This window comes from Pseudoalteromonas sp. MelDa3, from assembly GCF_002863625.1.
Lineage (GTDB): Bacteria > Pseudomonadota > Gammaproteobacteria > Enterobacterales > Alteromonadaceae > Pseudoalteromonas > Pseudoalteromonas arctica.
This window is the reverse complement of record NZ_PJBR01000001.1, coordinates 23,594-42,995: the sequence shown is the minus strand read 5'-3', so window position 1 is coordinate 42,995 and position 19,402 is coordinate 23,594. Positions and strand designations below refer to the sequence as shown.

The 19,402-nt window shown below is 39.5% G+C and carries 15 protein-coding genes; 8 read left to right on the top strand and 7 right to left on the bottom strand.

From position 1 onward, the window contains the following. Positions 1-77 precede the first annotated feature (77 nt). The gene (locus tag CXF89_RS00310; protein ID WP_121953466.1) at positions 78-2,894 is read left to right on the top strand and encodes a TolB family protein; all 2,817 of its coding nucleotides are present in this window, start codon (positions 78-80) and stop codon (positions 2,892-2,894) included. A 16-nt stretch (positions 2,895-2,910) separates the two neighbouring features. On the opposite strand, the gene CXF89_RS00305 is transcribed toward CXF89_RS00310, so the two are convergent. After that, complete coding sequence (locus CXF89_RS00305; protein ID WP_121953465.1) at positions 2,911-4,071, bottom strand: tetratricopeptide repeat protein; 1,161 nt, start codon at positions 4,069-4,071, stop codon at positions 2,911-2,913. 49 nt (positions 4,072-4,120) lie between these two features. Continuing rightward, positions 4,121-5,254, bottom strand: a complete 1,134-nt coding sequence (locus tag CXF89_RS00300) for a PepSY-associated TM helix domain-containing protein (RefSeq protein ID WP_121953464.1) — start codon at positions 5,252-5,254, stop codon at positions 4,121-4,123. A gap of 290 nt (positions 5,255-5,544) precedes the next feature. Between CXF89_RS00300 and CXF89_RS00295 the strand changes: the two genes are divergently transcribed. The 6 genes from CXF89_RS00295 to CXF89_RS00270 all read left to right on the top strand — a co-directional run bounded on the left by CXF89_RS00295 (position 5,545) and on the right by CXF89_RS00270 (position 12,865). Next, positions 5,545-6,159 (top strand): PQ-loop repeat-containing protein, encoded by a 615-nt coding sequence (locus CXF89_RS00295; protein WP_033012533.1) that lies wholly within the window; start codon positions 5,545-5,547, stop codon positions 6,157-6,159. 70 nt (positions 6,160-6,229) lie between these two features. Continuing rightward, positions 6,230-7,054, top strand: a complete 825-nt coding sequence (locus CXF89_RS00290) for a hypothetical protein (protein ID WP_024607268.1) — start codon at positions 6,230-6,232, stop codon at positions 7,052-7,054. After that, on the top strand, positions 7,051-7,524 hold the full coding sequence (locus CXF89_RS00285; protein ID WP_121953463.1) for a pilin: 474 nt from the start codon (positions 7,051-7,053) through the stop codon (positions 7,522-7,524). Before CXF89_RS00290 ends, CXF89_RS00285 begins: the two co-directional genes overlap by 4 nt. A 19-nt stretch (positions 7,525-7,543) precedes the next feature. Continuing rightward, a complete protein-coding gene (locus CXF89_RS00280; RefSeq protein WP_121953462.1) occupies positions 7,544-8,332 on the top strand; it encodes a PhzF family phenazine biosynthesis protein in 789 nt (262 codons plus the stop codon). Positions 8,333-8,551: 219 nt separating this feature from the next. After that, positions 8,552-9,730, top strand: coding sequence for an efflux RND transporter periplasmic adaptor subunit (locus tag CXF89_RS00275; RefSeq protein WP_007580481.1), 1,179 nt, complete (start codon positions 8,552-8,554; stop codon positions 9,728-9,730). 12 nt (positions 9,731-9,742) lie between these two features. Continuing rightward, a complete protein-coding gene (locus CXF89_RS00270) occupies positions 9,743-12,865 on the top strand; it encodes an efflux RND transporter permease subunit (RefSeq protein ID WP_010554540.1) in 3,123 nt (1,040 codons plus the stop codon). Between the two features lie 90 nt (positions 12,866-12,955). Here CXF89_RS00270 and CXF89_RS00265 read toward each other — a convergent pair whose 3' ends face one another. Together CXF89_RS00265 and CXF89_RS00260 are read right to left on the bottom strand one after the other, a co-directional pair. Further along, complete coding sequence (locus CXF89_RS00265) at positions 12,956-13,408, bottom strand: c-type cytochrome (RefSeq protein WP_007580483.1); 453 nt, start codon at positions 13,406-13,408, stop codon at positions 12,956-12,958. Positions 13,409-13,497: 89 nt separating this feature from the next. Then, positions 13,498-13,968: a DUF2721 domain-containing protein gene (locus CXF89_RS00260; protein WP_121953461.1), complete on the bottom strand. Its 471-nt coding sequence runs from the start codon at positions 13,966-13,968 to the stop codon at positions 13,498-13,500. Between the two features lie 190 nt (positions 13,969-14,158). Between CXF89_RS00260 and CXF89_RS00255 the strand changes: the two genes are divergently transcribed. Next, positions 14,159-16,333 carry a S9 family peptidase gene (locus CXF89_RS00255; protein WP_121953460.1) on the top strand — a complete coding sequence of 725 codons (2,175 nt, stop codon included), beginning with the start codon at positions 14,159-14,161 and terminating at the stop codon, positions 16,331-16,333. A 43-nt stretch (positions 16,334-16,376) separates the two neighbouring features. On the opposite strand, the gene CXF89_RS00250 is transcribed toward CXF89_RS00255, so the two are convergent. The 3 genes from CXF89_RS00250 to CXF89_RS00240 form a co-directional block, all read right to left on the bottom strand. After that, positions 16,377-17,864 (bottom strand): sensor histidine kinase, encoded by a 1,488-nt coding sequence (locus CXF89_RS00250; RefSeq protein ID WP_010554544.1) that lies wholly within the window; start codon positions 17,862-17,864, stop codon positions 16,377-16,379. Positions 17,865-17,874: 10 nt separating this feature from the next. Then, entirely contained in the window at positions 17,875-18,600 is a 726-nt protein-coding gene (locus CXF89_RS00245; protein ID WP_007580488.1) for a response regulator transcription factor, read from the bottom strand. 62 nt (positions 18,601-18,662) lie between these two features. Beyond that, positions 18,663-19,397, bottom strand: a complete 735-nt coding sequence (locus tag CXF89_RS00240) for a spondin domain-containing protein (RefSeq protein WP_121953459.1) — start codon at positions 19,395-19,397, stop codon at positions 18,663-18,665. Positions 19,398-19,402: the final 5 nt, after the last annotated feature.

The following is a 19,402-nucleotide window of genomic DNA, read 5'->3' as shown; positions in this document are numbered from 1 at the left end:
ATTACACTTTCTTACTGCCCATGAAAGACATTTAATAATACCCTAGATGGTATTAAGGAATTCTTTTAGGGACGCTCATGAAAAAAACACTTATCGCATCAGCTTTATTACTAGCAGCACCAAGCTTTGCAGCCGATTGGCAAACTATTCATACCGAACATTTTAATATTCACTACAGTATTGAGCATGCTGATTTTGCTAAATCAACTGCAACAGAGCTTGAAATAGTTCGCACCAAAGTGCTTGAGCAGCAAAACAGAGCACTTGATAAAACAGTTGATGTAGTGGTGTTTGATCCCCTAAATGCAGCAAACGGCTTTGCGTTACCTACCTCAAGTAACCCTGTAATGGCACTTTTTACAACCCCACCACAATCCGACACAGTTATATCAAACAGCTCTGGCTGGCAGCAGTTGCTTGTGTTGCATGAATATATTCACTTAGTGCACTTAGCACAGCCTACACGCAATCACTGGCAGCAGAAAGTACGTGGTATATGGGATTTATACGACTTAACCTACAGTGATACGCCGCGCTGGGTAGCCGAAGGTTATGCCACATTGATTGAGTCTAAAATGACGGGTCGTGGACGTTTGTTTGATAACTACTCAGAGTCAATACTGAGAGAATTTGCTCAACAGGGCGCACTGCCAACCTATGGGCAGTTAAATGGCGAGCAGGGCTTTATGGGCGGCTCAATGGCGTATTTAATGGGTAGTCGCTTTTTAAATTGGTTAGAGAAAAACTATTCAGAACAAACACTCGATAGTGTTTGGACGCGAATGCAAGGCGTAAAAACGCGTGATTTTGATGAGGCATTTAGCGGTGTGTTTGGGCAAAGTGCAGCCAAGCTATATCGCCGGTTTATAGCTGAATATACCTACAAAGCAATGCAAGTAGAGCAGGGGGAGCCGTTACTTAATAGTGAACTTTGGCTTGAGCTTAACTTATATGCAAGCAATCCCGCCCTTTCAAATGATGGTAGTAAAATTGCGATTGTTGAGCGAGATAAAGAGAGTAATACCAAGCTTATAATTTATAGCACTGATGACAACATTGAAGCGCAAGAAGAGTTTACTAAAGCGCAAAAAGAGCTACTCGAAAACGATGCACAAGACATTCCCGATACAGCGCCCAGTGTATTTAAGCGTGAACAAAAACAAGTACTTAATCAAATTAACCAAGCCGGTATTGCAAACCCTCAATGGGTAAATAGCACAACGTTGTATTTCAATGCGTACAGCAATGAAGAGTCGGGTGTTTATAACAAAGTGTCTGACATATTTAGCTATAACACTGACACTGGAAATATTAAACAGCTTACCGAGCTTGCTGGTATACGTCGTTTTAACGTAACCAGTAACGGTGAAACCTTGTATGGCGAGCAAATAAGAGATGGCTACTCTGAATTAGTAAAGGTTGATCTCAATACGCAAACCATCACACCATTATTTACAAAAAGCCTTGAGACAACTTACGATTACCCAATACTCAGTCCTGATGAAACTAAATTAGCTTATTTATCAACATCATTAAATGAAAATTGGCAATTGTATATACAAGATGTAGGCGGCAATCAGCAGCAATTAGTACCTATGCCAAACGGGTATCAATATTTAAGTCAGCCGAGCTTTAGTCATAATGGCGAGTCACTTTACTTTGTTGCAGGTTTAAATAGCGCCACCGATATTTATAACTACAACATAGAGAGTAAAACACTCACCAAGTTAACCCAAGGGCAAGATGCCGTTGCCCACCCAATTGAAATGGCCGATGGCTCGTTACTCTATTTTTCGATAACTGCAGATGGGCCAAATGTAAAAACACTGCCAAAAGCTATAAAAAGCACTGTAGTTACTGAGTTTGCAGCTAACAAAAAAGCACCGCTGCTAATAGTAAACGAACATACACTTCCAAAAGCTAAAATATATAAGCACGAAACTACAGAGCAAACAAATTACAACGTGCTCGACCAGCACGCTACTTTCGCGATTGGCTCTCAATATTATTCGGCTTCTACCAGTTTGTTAGATTTAAGCATTAAAAGTAGCGACTTATTAAAGCAGCTCGACTTACAAGCGGGTTATAGCACTGATTTACACGATGGGGCATTGCACGGTGGTTATGTGCAGGCAAAATATAATGCGCTTGATGTAAAACTGAAACTTGCACTGTTTGACTACAATTTAGATACATCGCGCCAGTATCAGCAAAGTCTAAGTGCAGACATGGATGCCCGTGGTGGTTTTGCCGCAATAAGTTACCCCGTTAAATTTGGACAGTTAAGTTTAACACCAGAGCTTGCCTACAATTACACTGATTATAAGCAAAGCCATAAAAGTTGGACGCGTTTAGGTATTGCTCAAAATTGGCAATATGATCGTCAAGACTTTGCTATAGGCCAAAGTATTTATGCGAGTTGGTACGATGGCGGTAGCAAAAGTAATAATTGGCAAGGTTATGATTTAGCAGCAAAAATTTTTGGTAAAGCGTTTGGTATTCCTCTTTATGCAAACTTTTCTCAAAAGCAACGTGACGACAGGAGCCTTGCATTAGGTGGCTTTAGCTCAAATCTTATTAATCAGCAGCAAAATAGTGAATATGTACTTTCATCTGAGCTGCCTTTTCACAGTGCAACTGCAAAGCGCTATCAAGGCTACGGTGGCGGCTTTAGCTTTAAAGAAGGCATGCCGTGGCTTTATTATAAGCAACATCAACTCGACGACACCGTATACGCACAAAGCTACGGCTTAAAATACCAAGGTGACTTTAGTTTTGGAATGGGGCCAGCAGGTGTAAACGATTTAACGTTTAATATGGGACTGTCGCGAGTAGAAGGCGACAGTTTTGAAGATGAAATGCGAGCGTGGCTGAGCTTTTATTATTCGTTATAAATATTAATTGGCTAAGTTACTTATCCATCTGCAAGGATAGTAACTTAGCTTGATATACATCGAGTTTTTGATTATCACGTTCTAGTTCAATTGCTTTCTCAAGTAAGGTTTGTGTTTGTTTAATATTACCTTGTTGATAGCGAACTTTTGCGAGTTCCAAGTATAGCTCAGCAATGTAAGGCGCTTTAGTAATCGCTTGTTCAAGGTGTGCTTTAGCCTGATGAGCGTGGCCAGCTTGTAAGTTGTTTTTAGCGATCACTAGTAATTCGTATGGGTCTTTTTCTTTATTAACTAATTGTGAGGTGAGCTCTTTAACAAGCTCTTTGTCGCCTAACTTTTTAGCTAAAAGCTGATAGTTGCTGATTAAATTAATGCTTATTTCGTTATTACTAAGTGCTGCTTGATAGATGTTTTTAGCGCTTTGTAAATCACCAGCTCGGCGATGTAAAATGCCAGCTATATTAAATAATTCAGGATCATTGGGGGTGTATTTGTTTGCTTGTAAAATAAGTGAGTAAGCAATATCCAGCTGTTTGTCTGCTAGCGCTGTTGCAGCTAAATTACTGTAAAACTTAGAAACTAAATCGTTATAGTCTGCGCTGCTTGAATAAAAACTGCGACGGGTAGGGAAGTAATCAATTAAGGTGCCCGCTCTGAAAAATTCAACAATATTATCATCTTTTTTCTCTACTTTTGGGGCGTATACTCTTGTTCTAAAGTGGCTTGCTACATAAACAACATTATTTTCTTTTGCGTATATGGGCTGACTTGTTACTTCTTGAAAGCTCGTTTCTAATCCGAGAGCTTGTGCATAGCTTTGTGTTAAAACAGCTAAGCTAATACAGTTCCCTTGCGAAAGTTTTAAGGCTTGGGCTGAAGTAAGTGTATCGCCGTGGTATTTAAAGTTAGCTAAGTTGCTTTCGAGGTAGTTGTAAATAATGCGGTCATGACGGATTTCAGACTGTTTTTGTTTTTCGGCATAGGCTAAAAATTTTTCTTTTTCAGCATTTGGTAACTCAAAAATACTGTGCTCAGAAGGTGTGTCGAGTTTATTAAACAAAGAATGGTTTAATAGTTGTTCAAGCTCTATTTGTTGTTCTACTTGCTGAACCTTGGTTGTGTTACATCCAACTAAATATAAAAAAGTAATACAGACTGCTATTTTATAAAACATCATAAACCCACTCCATTGTTAAATTTTACATTACAATGTGGTGGGTTTTTAATCAAGCACTTGCTGTACTGCGTTTACTTGAGCGATTTTTTTGTGATTGTTTTTTACGTTTTCGGCGAGTAAACCATAAGTAAAAACCAGTACCTGCTAGCCACACTGGGCTTAAACCAATTACGCACCACAGTATTTTACTTATTAGCCCTGCAAAGTAGCCAAAATGAAGTTTTCTAAAACTATCAATTACCTGCCAGCCAACGCCTACTTCGCGAATATCCCAGTTAGCTATGTGCTCGCCTGTTAGCTTGTTATAGCTAACCGTATTGGCATACTCACTAGCAAGTGGGTTGGCGGTATCGACTTCGCCGAATAAGGTAATGTTTTCGTCAGGCTCGAGTGGCATAACTAAAAACGTACCGTTAAAAGTGGAGATTTGCTTTTTACTGTCATCAAGTATGCGTTGAAACGAAATATCGCTACTGTGTAGGTTTTTGGTTAGTACAAAGTGCTCTTCCTCTGCGTGTTCAATAACTTCGTGATACCACACCGCCCAGTTAAAGTAGCCACCTGTGATAGCTAAAATAATAATGATGGGAGATCCTATAACCCCCGTCATTTTATGAATGTCGCTAAGTACAATTTGCAGTGTTGAACGCCAGCGCACACTAAATAGACGCTGCCAAAATTTACGATAAATAATAAGTCCAGTAATACCTAATACCAATAAAAACAGAGCAAAAAAGAAGCCTAGTACAGTGCCTGTTTGCCCTGGCAGGTTTTTAAAGTCGTTCAGTAAAAAAGTGTAATGTAGTTCTAAAAACCAATCGGTAAAATAATGGCTGGTACCAACAGGTTCAGACAAAATGTCACCCGTATACTGGTTTAAATGAAACTTATACCATTGCTCTGTGCCGCGTTTGACTAAGTAAACCCGATCAGCTGTATCATCGTTAAATATTTCCCAACTACCTACTACATATTCAGGGTAAGCATGCTCTGTTTTGGCAATTAACGTGTCGATTGGCATGCGCTCTGGCAGTGCATTTACAACAAAGTGGCTGCTTGGCATAAGTAAGCCATCTATTTCACTTTTAAAAACTAATACGCTCCCTGTAATACTAATAACAATCAATGGAATGATAGCTATTAGAGCGATCCAACTGTGAATTTTAAAAAGAGTTTTTCTCATAGGTAGTTTTATATACAGCAGTTAATGACTTGCGCATGATAACAACTATCATTTTTATTTAATAGTTTGGCGGTGAGGCTTTCTATTAAACCGGTAAACCGTGAACTTAATTCTACGGTTTTTGTATACCTAGCTTGCCAGTACCTAAAACAAGAATGTCTTATTTAGTTGAGTTAAATTTACGCGGCTCTACAATGCCGCGCTCATAGTAAAAGCCTTTTAAAACAAATGTTTATTAAATGTTTTTATTTCCGTGTTTAATTAACATTTATATAACGATCGAGGTTGCTTTGGCGCATTATTTGCCTATATTGTCTTCATTTATTCTGGTTTTTAGTTTTTTACCATTACTAAACAAAATTCGAAAAAATCGTAGTGTCTCAGGTTTATCACTATTGATGATGACGTTTGGGTTAGCACAAAGCCTTTATTTTATAACCTACAATATTTATTTTGAGCGTTTTTATATTGCGTTACCATTTATTGTAACCGGTGCGTTAAGCGGACTTATTTTGTATTTTTTTGCACGTTATAACGCAGCTAAACGAGAACGGGTACAGTTGTTTACTATGCTAGGTTTTTCGTTACTGCCTTTTTCACTACTTTTGAATTCAAGCCTCGATACTGCAACGGTATTAAGCGCTTTAACGTATGTTGGCCTTGTGATGAGTTCGGTACGTGTTATGCCGCAAACTTATAAAACATTGCGTACGGGTAATGTAAGTAATTTAAGCGCGCGCTACTTTAGCTTGCAGTTTATTGCTGGTATTTGCGGCTTAGTTGTTGAGCTTACAACAGCGGCTCCAAGCACGGCGCACTTACTTATGTTTATTATGCTGTTGCTTACCAATGCTGTGCAATTTGGTTGTATGCAATATTATAGAATGCGGCCTGTAATGGCTTAAAAACAAGCTACTTAAGTTCCTATTTAGCCTAATTTATGGCAAATTACTTTATCTAATAAAAGGGTAAAGTATGAATTGGAATCAGTTTGGCTATATTTGCCGTGTTAATAGCTCTAAAACACTAAGTACAGAGCAAAAAGATGAGCTGAGTACACCGCCCCATTTAAATATGTATGCCAATAGCGGGTCGCATAGTAAATTAGCGCATAATCTGGTGACGCAAATTGCATCTCAAGATGAAGCAACATCGCAAAAGCAAGCTACGTATTATCAATGTTTACCGGAATTAGTTAACGAATTTAAGTTTGAGCACAAGGGCTGGCTTAGTTACTTAACCATTGTATTTGTTATTTATGTTTTATCCTCTTTGTTGTATCAGTCTTTTGTTGTGCCTACTTTTGTTGAGATATATAGCAAGCATACTGTTTCTTTAAATCATGTATTTGATGATTATTTTACGTACTGGTATGTGCCAATTATTTTACTCGTTTTATTGCTGAGTGTTATTTTTACCGTTATTTTAAAGCTAAAAAATGTAAGTGCTCTCACAGAGCTAAAGCCTTTTTCGGGTTTATTTAAATTTCTTATTCCTCGTCAATTAATTAATGAGCATAACTCTTTAATTACCACGCTATTATTTCCAAGTAATCATAAAAAGGGTGTTAAAGCCTCTACACCTCAAACCCAGCACTTAGCTCAATGCGAGCTGCTAGGTTTAGAAACCCAAGAAGAATTTAAAGCGTTATTAAAGCAGCAGCTAAAGTTACTTAATACACATATTAAAAGCTTTATAAGTAAGCTCGTTATTGTTTATGGTTTGGTCATTGTTGTGTCTATTTGCTTATTTGTGAAAGCGGCTTATCAACCACTATTTATGCTAGGAGAAGTGCTATGAGAACAAAAGGATTTACGTTAATAGAGTTGATGGTGGTGGTGTCCATTATTGGTATTTTAGCTGCGGTTGCGCTACCTCAATACAGTAAGTATATACAACGAGCAGAACTTGTTGACCCACTTGCAATGGCTGCTGCCATTAGAGAAGACGTTACGGTTTATTATCTTGAAAACAGGCGTTTTCCAGCAAGTAATGAACAAGCAGGTGTGCCTGCAAGTAAATTTTTGATTGGCAATCGGGTAACAGGTATTACAGTTGATAATGGTGCTATTCATATTAGCTTGGGTAATAAAGCTTCACAGCTTTTGCAAAATACAGTTTTTACATTCAGACCCGCAGTTGTAACGGGAAGCCCTACAAGCCCGATTGCGTGGTTATGTGGGTTTGACGAACCGGTAACTGGCATGCAAGCGGTTGGCGAAAATAAAACAACAGTACCAAAAGAAATTTTACCTTCAGCGTGTATATAAAATAGTTTAGGGGATTAAAGTGCAATTAGCTATTCATCAAATTGATGCGTTTACGAATGAGTTATTTAAAGGTAACTATGCGGCAGTGATCCCACTAGAATCGTGGTTAAGTGACGATTTAATGCTAAAGATTGGCGCTGAGAATAACGTATCTGAAACTGCTTTTACCTGCCTGCAAGACGATGGAAGTTTTGTTATTCGTTGGTTTTCGCCGTTAATGGAAATCGATTTTTGTGGTCACGCCACACTTGCGGCTGCCTATGTTTTATGTGAAGAGCATAACATATCGCAAATTCGCTTTATTGCTGATGCGGTGGGCGAGCTAATCGTTAATAAAAACGCTGATGGCAGCTTTGCAATGACCTTTCCAAAACAAGCACCGGTTGAAGTGCAAAATGTGCCTCAGCAACTGCTTGATGGCCTGTCTATGCAACCGAGTAAAGTGCTTAAAAATCGCCAAGCCTACTTTGTTATTTATGAAAACGCCGATCAAATACTTGAATTAAAAACTAGCTCAGAGCTTTTAAAAACGCTTTATCCACTTGATGTAGTTGCCACTGCTGCAAGTGCTGAATATGATTTTATATCTCGTTATTTTTGGCCTGCAAGCGGTGGCGACGAAGATTATGTAACAGGCTCTATTCATACTGGCTTGGCACCTTACTGGGCGCAGCAATTGGGTAAAACTACGTTAAGCGCTTATCAGGCTTCAAGCAGAGGCGGGTATTTACTATGTGAAGTGGGTGATACAACCGTCACCTTAACGGGGCATGCTGTAAGGTATTTAAAAGGCACTATTTATATTTAATTAGGAGCTTTATATTTGACAAGGAACAAGGTTTAATTATTCATTTCAAAATCATACCAACTGCTTGTTTTTTATTATTATACTAGTCGTTTTTTTAAGCTACTTCCTTTATTTTATCTATTAATATACGCATTTGTAACAGTTGCTTACAAATGTCACCTTAATGTTTCATATGGCTCTGGTATTATGACGTTAATAGAATTTTGGGGATAATAGGATATGCAAACAAATTCACTTAGATGGGTTTTTCCATTTGTAGCGCTAATTGTTGGTGTTGTTGGCTTTATGGGAATAAATGCCATTGCACAAGAGCCAGAAAAAAAAGAAGTAATTGATACTCGTCCAACAGTGCAGGTTGAGCCAGTGGCTGCAAACGATCATCAAGTTATTATTAATAGCTACGGTGAAGTAAAGCCTCTTGAAAGTACACAGCTTTCGGCGCAGGTGTCGGGTGAAGTGTTAAGTTGGCATCCTAATTTTGTAGCCGGTGGCATCGTTGCTCGCGGTGAAACGTTATTCACTATCGAAAAAGACAACTACGAAGCAGCAGTACTTGTTGCGGAGGCAGAAATTGCTCGTGCCCAAGCAGGCTTAATTGAAGAGCAGGCTCAAGCTCAAGTAGCCGCAGATGAAGCAAAGCGTTTTCCAAGTAAAGCGCGTACCGACTTATTTTTACGTAAGCCTCAAGTGTTAAGTGCGCAGGCATCTGTAAAGTCGGCGCAAGCTGCATTAAAACGTGCACAACGTGACTTAGATAATTGTGAAGTAACAGCCCCTTACGATGCATTGGTTATTAGCCGAAATGTAGGTGTTGGTCAATTTGTCACTATGGGTTCGCAAGTTGCTGAGCTCAATAATATTGAAACTGCTGAAGTGATTATTCCTATAGCAGGGTTCGATAGCGTTTTTTTGCCAGAACGTATTAAAGGCATTACCGCGACGATTATTCAAAAGGGCCTAAACAGCTTCACCCGTGAAGGTGTAATTGACCGCGACCTAGGGATTGTTGATAACGCTACGCGTATGAGCAGTCTAGTAGTGCGTATAGAAGACCCATACGGTCTTAAAAACATACAACCAGCCATTAAGTTTGGCAGCTACGTACAGGTGAATTTTGCAGGTGCAATGCTTAATAATATTTACCGTTTACCGCAAGCTTTGGTTAACAACCAAACTGTGTGGGTAGTAAACGAAAATCAAGAACTAGAGCCTCGCAAAGTAACGGTTATTCGTGAAGAGGGTGAGTATTTTTATATTAGCAGTGGTTTAAATGCCGATGACAAACTCGTTATTACTCTACCTGAATACCCGCAAAAAGGAATGCAGGTTAAAATTGCAGGTGTAGCTGCAAAACCTGAAAGCTCAGAAACGAGCACTTCAAACACGCAACAGCTGTAGGGTGTAATAGTTATGAGCGAGTCAATACAACAAAAACAAACAGGGCTAATTGCCTACTTTGCTAATAATTCAGTAGCCGCTAATTTAATGATGTTTTTTATCATTATTATGGGGGCTATAAGTTACTTTACGATTCAACGTCAAATGTTTCCTAATGTAGAGATTAACTACATTAATATTGAGGCTAATTACCCAGGTGCCTCTCCTCAGGAAATAGAAGAAAGTATTCTTATAAAAGTTGAAGAGTCACTTAAAGATATAACCGAAATTAAAAAAGGCGTATATCGCGCATTTAGAAATGGCGGTACAGCAAGCCTGGAAATAAACACCGATGCAAAACTTACCGATGTGCTTGATAAAGTAAAGTTGCGTGTTGATGGCATTGCGACTTTTCCGGCGGGTATGGAACCGGTCACCATAAGTCAGGTTGAGTTTAGGCAAGATGTTATAGGTATGACGCTCGTTGCTGATTTACCACTTACAGAGCTTAAGCCTATAGCAAACCAAATAGAGGATGAGTTACTACAGTTATCTAACGTGTCGTTAGTGGTAAACGATGTTCCTCTTGATGAAATAGCAATTGAAATAGAGCCCGATACGCTGCGTCAATATAACCTAACCCTTAGTGATGTAATGAATGCAGTGCGTCGTTATTCAGCTAACTTTTCGGCGGGGCAGCTAAAAACAGACGCAGGTGTTATTTCTGTTCGCGTCGAGAATCAGTTTTACTCAGGTGAAGAGTTTAGGCAAATTCCGGTAAAAATTGGCGAGTATGGCGCTAAAGTTTTACTGCAAGATATTGCAGTTATTAAAGATCAATTTACCGAAGGTGAGCGCTACTTTAAGTTTAATGGCGAAAACGCGGTGTATTTATCGGTAAAAGCAACGCAAGAGCAAAACATGATTCCCGTTGCGGATTCGGTTAAAGCGTTTATTGATCAAAAAAATAAGCAGCTACCGCCAGGTATTCGATTAGAGCCATTAATGGATATGACCTACTACCTAAATGCTCGCCTTGATATGATGAAAGCTAACCTGTTTCAAGGTGCCATTTTGGTGGCAATTATGTTGTCGTTATTCTTGCGTTTTAAACTAGCGCTCTGGGTAATGATTGGCTTACCTGTTTGTTTTTTAGGGGCCATGATGATGATGCCACTATTTGGCATTAGCATTAATATTATTTCGTTATTCGCTTTTATAATGGTGCTCGGCATAGTGGTGGATGATGCCATAGTGATAGGGGAAGCTGCCTACACCGAAGTTGAAAAAAGCGGCGGTGGTGTAGAAAATGTTGTGCGTGGCGCTAACCGAGTCGCGACCCCTGCAACCTTTGGTGTGTTAACAACAATTGCTGTATTTGCACCATTCACAATGTCGAGCGGGCCAGAAAGTGCCTTCTTTTATGGTATAGCCGTTGTAGTAATGCTGTGTTTAGTATTTAGTTTGATTGAATCAAAGCTGATACTGCCAGCTCACATTGCTCATACGCACTTTTCGCCGATTAAAAAGGGTGGTTGGCGCGATCGCTTCAATACACGCTTTTTTGGTTTCGTAAATGGCCCATACAAACGTTTTATTGCTAAGTGTGTTGATTGGCGCTGGACTGTTTTGTTTGCTTTTATTGCAATGTTTATAATCAGTATTGCACTTATTACGTCTAATAAAGTACGTACAGTTCCAACTCCTAAAGTGCCGCACGACTTTCCACAAATTCAAGTAGAAATGAACGACAACGTTTCTGACTTACAAACCATTGCTGCTATTCGTGAAATAGAAGCTATGGTACTTAGAGTCGATGAAGAGACTGAACGTGAGTTTGGTCAAAAAATTATTCGTGATGTATTGGTATTTAACCAAGGCAGAACCGAGTCGCAGTTACTAGCTCCATTAGTTGACGAAGATTCACGTCCATACAATGCATTTGAACTTTCTCGCCGGTGGCGTGAGGCTATGCCGACTATTGCTGGTATTAAGTCGTTAACTATTCAAGACGATGTTGGTGGCGGCGGTGGTAATGGCGGCGGCGAGTTTGGCTATTTACTGTATGGCTCAGACATAGATACTTTAAATCAAGCGGGTCGTCGTTTTATTCAATTACTTCAACAGCAAAAAGGGTTGTTTGATATTAGCTCAACCATAGATCCTGCGAGCAAAGAAGTGCAAATGAGCCTTAAACCCGTTGCTTACGATTTAGGCTTAGATTTAGCCGGCATTGCAAATCAAGTGGGTGCTAGTTTTTATGGTGGCGAAGCACAGCGTGTAATCCGAAACGGCGAAGAAGTACGCGTAATGGTACGTTACCCTAAGCTGACTCGTGAGGCATTTTCATCGCTTAAACACACCGTTGTTACTACCCCACAAGGGCGAGAAGTACTTCTTGGTGATGTAGTAGAGCTAACAGAAACGCCAGGTATTAGCTATATACGCCGTGAAGGTGGTTACCGTACCGTGTATGTTTATGGCAATATTGATGAAGAGCAAATTGAGCCAGGCGAAGTGGTTAAGCAAGTAAAAGAAAATCTACTGCCACAGCTAATAGAAGAATTCCCAAGTGTTAAATCAGAGCTTGGTGGCGCAATAGAAGAGCAGCAAGCTCAAGCTAATGAGCAAATAATGTTTTTTATTGGCGGAATGATTTTAGTATACATACTGCTAGCTGTGCCGCTTAAAAGCTATTCACAACCGCTTATTGTAATGTCGGTTATTCCGTTTAGTTTAACCGGGGCTATTTGGGGTCATTACTGGTTTGATTTAGATATGAGCTTAATGTCGGGATTTGGCTTAATTGCCGCAGCAGGTGTTGTTATAAATGATTCACTTGTAATGACAGATTATGTAAACCAAGTTCGCCGCGAAGGTGTTAGCGTTAAAAATGCAGTAATAGAAGCTGGTTGTGCCCGCTTTAGAGCAATACTATTAACGTCTATAACAACCTTTGCTGGTGTATTACCTATTATGTTTGAAACAAGCCTGCAGGCTAAGTTTGTAATACCTATGGCAGTAGCACTTGGCTTTGCTGTTATGTTTGCAACGTTAATAACGCTTATATTAGTACCGTGTTTATACATTATTTTAGGTGATATTGGTGCCGTATTTAAACGCCCATTTAAAAGCCGAGCTGTGAAAGTCTCGTAGATAAAAAACATAAAAAAAGCACTGACCGTTATTAACGCTCAGTGCTTTTTTATTATCTATTTATTGTTGTTAAACTGGCTACAACAATAATTAATCTTTAAATTGCTTATGGCAATCTTTACAGCCTTTAGCCCATGCGCCAAAAGCCTTACCAATTACGGCTTTATCGCCCGATTGGGCTGCTAACGCTAGCTTATCTGCATTTGCTGCAAAAGCATTCGCTTTTTCAACAAAGGTTGCATTTTCGGCCCAAACAGCAGCAAGTGCAGCTGTGTCACCTTTATCTGTTCCTTCGTAAAACGCTTCCCATGGCATTTTTGAAAGTGCAGCAGCGTTGTTAGCACGCATTTTAAATTGCTCTGCGTCAAAAGGTACTTTGCCTTTTAGCATTGCGCCCATGTCACCAATTTGCACTGAGATCATTGAAAACGCAGCTTGGCGGTATTCAATCGCGTCACTTGGTTCTTTAAATGCAGAATTTGCCGATACGCTAAATGCACACGTTGCCAGTGCTATTGTTGCTAATACTTTTTTTAATTTCATGTTTGCCCCTGTTGAGTATTATTTCTGATCTAATATCTTGTATGTAACGCCATTTTTATTCAAGCGAATACGACGGATTTAATAAAAAGTTAATCATTAATGCCTATATCGGCAAATATCATGCCTCGTCGCATGCTGCGGGTTGCTAAAAACACTTCACCTAATAGCGAAATAAACGCACAAATGAGTAACGCCATTGCGGCGACAAAGCAGCAAGCAATAGTTACGCTTAAGTTAATGGATTGAATATGCGACAAAAATAAAAACATAACCACAGCACATACAAGTAAGGCACTTAATACACTTAGACTAAAAGCAATATGTATACATCGAGATCTTTTTAATAAAGCGCGGAGTTCTGTTGCTAGCGACTTATTAAAATCATCATCTGTATTTACTTTTAATCTTCGCTCCAATAAGCGCGCTCTGTCGGTAATTCGTGCTAAGCGATTAGATAAAACACCTAAAGTTGCTGCTATACCTGTGATTAAAAATACGGGAGCAACGGCCGTTTGAATTACTTTTGCCATAGTTAAAATGTTAATTACTTCGCTATTCATTACTACCCTTAATCAGTTGAGCCTAAAAGTGATTTATATATCTACAGAGTACCTGATGTAGGCTTATTAAGAAAAGAGGAATTACGTTGATTTACTTTACATAGCTTCACAAACTAAATCACAACACAGGTTATTTTTAGGTATATTTAATTACTTAATAAAAATAAAAATACAACAAGGACTTTGACTGATGAAACGTACCCCATTCGCACTCGCAGCACTATCACTCGCTATTTTAAGTGGCTGTAATCAAGCCCCTGAAGAAACCAAAAAAAGTAATACACAAGTTAAAACGGTTCAAGTAGTCCAAGCTGTTGCCCCGGTTGCTAAAAAAGTGCCACATGAAATGACTATTCATGGTGACACACGTATAGATGATTACTATTGGCTGCGTGATGATGAACGTAAAGCACCAGAGGTAATTAACTATTTAGAAGCTGAAAATACATACACTGATGCAATGCTCGCACATACTAAAACGCTGCAAAGTGAGTTGTTTGAAGAGCTAAAAGGGCGTATTCAAAAAGACGATGATTCAGTCCCAGTTAAAAACGGTGATTATTTTTACTCAACACAAACACGTGGCGATAACGAGTACACTACTTACTTACGCAGCAGCGATTTTGCAGGTACCGATCAGCAAGTTATTTTAGATGTAAATGAGCTTGCTAAAGGCCATGATTATTATGCAGTAAGTGGTTTAGATGTAAGCCCTAATGGCAATTTAATGGCTTATGGCGAAGATACTGTTAGCCGTCGTATTTATAGCGTAAAAATAAAAGATTTAACTACCGGTAAATTACTCGAAGACACACTTGAAGGCACCAACGGTGGCATTGTGTGGGCAAACGATAATAAAACGGTTTACTACATTAAAAAAGATTTACAAACTCTACTAGGTTACCAAGTGTATCGTCATACATTAGGTACATCGCAAGCTGATGATGAGCTAATTTACGAAGAAACTGATACCAGTTACTACATGGGTATGAGTAAAAGCAAAGATGAGTCAGAGATTTATATTTGGCACAGTAGCACGGCTGCATCAGGCGTATCGGTATTAAGTGCTGATGATACTAAGGCAATGCCTAAACGCTTAATTGAGCGCGAAGCAGGGCTTGAATATGATATTTCGAAGCTAGGGAATACTTACTACATTGTAACTAACTTAGATGCTGTAAATTTTCAGCTGATGAAAGTTGATATTGATAAAGCAGGCGACAAGGCTAATTGGCAAAGTGTGATCCCTGCGCGCGATGATATTAAACTCGAAGGCATTGATTTATTTAATAGCTACTTAGTTTACCAAGAACGTGAAATGGGCCAATCAAAGTTGATTGCGCGTGATTTAAAAACAGGTAAAGAGTTACCACTGAGCTTTAACGATAGCGCTTATACAATTGGTACTTATGGCAATAACGATATAGATAGCAGCACGTTACGTGTTTACTACACAAGCATGACCACTCCAAGCTCATCGTACGATGTAGATTTAGCGACTGGCGATAAAACGCTTCTTAAGCAACAGGTTGTGTTAGGTGATTTTGATGCTGGCAATTACGCGTCAGAGCGTATTTTTATTACAGCACGCGATGGCATAAAAGTACCGGTAAGTTTAGTTTACCGTAAAGATGCGTTTAAAAAAGATGGCACTAACCCGCTACTGCAATATGGTTATGGGTCATACGGTGCAACAATGGATCCAACGTTCTCAAGCTCACGTTTGAGCTTGTTAGACCGTGGTTTTGTATTTGCAATTGCTCATGTACGTGGCTCGCAAATGCTAGGTCGCCCTTGGTACGAAGACGGCAAGCTACTAACTAAAAAGAATACATTTAACGACTTTGTTGACGTAACCAAAGCATTGGTTTCTCAAAAGTATGGCGCAAAAGATGAAATATTTGCGTTAGGTGGCAGTGCTGGTGGCTTATTAATGGGCGCAGTAGCAAACCAAGCGCCTGAGCTTTATAAAGGCATGGTTGCTGCGGTACCGTTTGTAGATGTAGTAACAACGATGCTTGATGCGAGCATTCCGCTTACAACAAATGAATACGGCGAATGGGGTAATCCGAACGAAAAAGCGTATTACGATTACATGCTGTCTTACTCGCCATACGACCAAGTATCTAAGCAAGCATATCCTAATATGCTAGTAACGACTGGCTTGCACGATTCACAAGTTCAATACTTTGAGCCTGCAAAATGGGTTGCTAAGCTGCGTGACTATAAAACTGATGACAATAAGTTACTGTTTAAAATAGATATGGAAGCAGGGCACGGTGGTGCATCAGGTCGCTTTAAACGCTTAGAAGATACCGCGCTAAACTATGCATTTATGCTTGATTTAGCGGGTATTAAAAAGTAATTAATTTATATATTTAAAATAAACAAAAAATGTAAGGTGCTTTTTAAGAAAGCACCTTTTTTTGTGGCAAGTTAAAGCTAAACATAGTGCCTTTACCAATTTCACTTTGTACGTAAATTTCGCTATCCATCAGTTTTAATAACCCTCTGCAAATAGCCAATCCTAAACCACCTTGCTGGCGCCCTTCTTTATTAGAATTACTTGCTTGGTAGTGCGGATCAAAAATAGCATTCAGCTCATCTTCTTTTATGCCTACGCCTGTGTCTGATACATGCACAAATAGTTGATTATCGTCACTGCGTTTTACATGTACTGCAATGCTGCCGCCGCGAGGGGTATGCCTAATTGCATTATCAATTAAGTTACTTAACACGCGCTCTAATTTAGCTATATCGGCAACCACAGGAAAATCACAAATCGCAGGTTCTACCGACAAACTAATGCCTTTTTTGTCAACGGCTAAACTAAATTTTGCCATGCAATCGTAAATGAGTTCACCTAAATTAAAGGTTTCTTTATTTATACTTATTTCGCCATTTTCTAAGTGAGCAAGCTCAAATATTTGCTCTATGAGTAGCTTTAATTGCCCACAATTATTAAGCGATACCTGCAAGTATTCTTGCTGCTCTTGTTTACTTAGCTGCTCGCCCGACTGATTCAATACTTCTAAAAACCCCTGCAGTGAAGCAAGTGGTGTACGTAGGTCGTGCGATAGATGAGTTAGCAACTCTTTGCGTTGTTTATCGCCTTGTTCAAGCGCTTTAAACTGCTCATTAATACGCGTTAGCATGGCTTGAATACTTCGCCCTAAACTATGCACTTCGTTACTTTTTTGCGTTGAGTAATTACTTAGCTTGGTGTCGGTAAGGCTGTAGTTAGCGGCTTCAATATTACTAACATCGCGTGCTAAGCGCTGAATTGGGTTGGTAAAAAAACGTAGTAAAATTAGCATCGCAATAAATAAAAATGCGAGTGCAGAGCCAAGCCATAAAGCAGCTAGCCATAACTTATCATTATTTTTTACAGTGCTTAGTGAGGTATCGTAAGCCTCACCACCAATAATTACATATAAATAACCTTGTAGCTTATCTTGATTAAATACTGGCGCGGCTGAAAATATTTTTTGTTGCTCTTTATTACGAGGATTATCACCATAAATAGGTGCAGCGCTTGGGTCGTTAATCAGCCTTTTTAAAGGCGTTAAACTAATATGCGTGCGTTTAACTTTACCCGGCTTTGCTGAGTAAGTAAGAATTTTTCCGGTTTCGTCTACAAAATAAAATTCAAACGCAGGACCTAATAACATTAAGGTATGGAAGAGGTTTTCAAGCGCTTTATAGTCGTAAACACCTTCTTTTATTAATGGGTTATCTTGTACTAAATGTTCCGCTAACGCTAAGTGCAGATTTTGTTCGGCGTGGTGTTTTGAAGTCAGTTCTAATTGCTTGCTCCAGCCGTAAACTAGGGCGCAAATAAAACAAAAAATCACGACTAGCGATATAGCTAATTTTTGATACAAAGATAATTTCATAATAGGTGTCTTAATTGAGTTGGCTAGGGTTTAGTTTGTAACCAACACCCCAAACTGTTTCGATGATAGGCGCTTGTTGGTGTTCTTCTAGCTTGGCACGTAAGCGGTTTATATGTGAATTAACCGTATGCTCGTACCCACTGTGTTGGTAACCCCATACTTTATCGAGTAACTGCTGGCGGCTAAAAACATGATTAGGATGGCGTGCAAAGTAAACGAGTAAATCAAATTCGGTGGCGGTAAGGTTAAGGGCTTGCTTGCCTAAATACACTTGGTGCGAACTAAATTCTATATTGAGTGAGCCTACATTTAGTGTTTGTTCGCTATCAACGGGGGAGTTGTCGTTATTTTGGCTAGCGAGTAGTTGTGCTCTGTGGCGTAATTGGGTTTTTACTCTGGCTTGTAATTCGCGTGCAAAAAAGGGTTTACAAATATAATCGTCGGCGCCCATTTCAAGGCCAATAACTCTGTCCATATCGCTACTAAGCGCGGTGAGTAAAATAACGGAGGTAGTAGGGTAATGCTCTTTTATTTTTCGGCATAAGCTTAAACCATCCATTTGGGGTAAGTTTATATCGAGTAAAATAAGTCCGTAGGGATGCTTAGCTATTTTTTTTAAGGCAAGTTCTGCGCTCACAACATGATCAACATGTAAGTTAAGCGACGTTAGCTGCGTGGTAATTAACTTACCTATTTCTCTGTCATCTTCTACTACTAATATTTTTTCGTGACGCATGTATTACCTCGTAAAAAGGGGGGCATCCGTGCTCCCTTACTTCCCCATTACAAGCTGGAACGTTACTGCGTGCGCGTAATTACTATTTTCGATACTGGGTTATCAAACTTATGTTCAACACCAAGTGCTGATGTAGATAATCCATCTTGATTTGAAACAATGCCTGGATGCATCGTTATTATATCGGCTGTATCGTCACGTATTTCGTTAAACCCTTCACCGCTAGCGGCAGGACCTGGCACAGTTTCAGCTGTTTCTGTATTTGCTTCCGTACCCGCATCATAAGCAGTCGTAGTGCGTGATAACGAACTGCCAACTTCTAATGTTGATACATCTAAAGAACTAAGACCGGTAAAAGCATCATTTGTATTCCCAAGCATGGCAGCAAATGACAAATTAAGCGTTTCTTGCTCTTCAACAGTAATGATTACTGTGGTGGTTTCACCAGGGCCAATAGCGCCTTCAGCTGAAACTGCAGCAAGTGCACTTTCGTAGCTGAGGTATTCTTCATTTGCACCGCTTTCTGCAAGCATTTCTAAACCAACAGAAGCTGTTGTGCCGAATGTCCAAGGTGCTTCATCTTCAAAAGCAATGACAGAGAGTGGTGACAAAGGCTGTCCTGCAGTTAAGTTACTAAAAGTAATAGTAAACTCACTGATCACAGGTTCTACAACAATTGGCTCAACAACGACCGGCTCTTCAACCACTGGGTCGTTATCATTATCGCTACACGCTGCAAGTGTGGTTGCAAGTGCAAGCACTAGTAGACTTTTTTTAAGGTTGTTAGCAGATGACATAATCA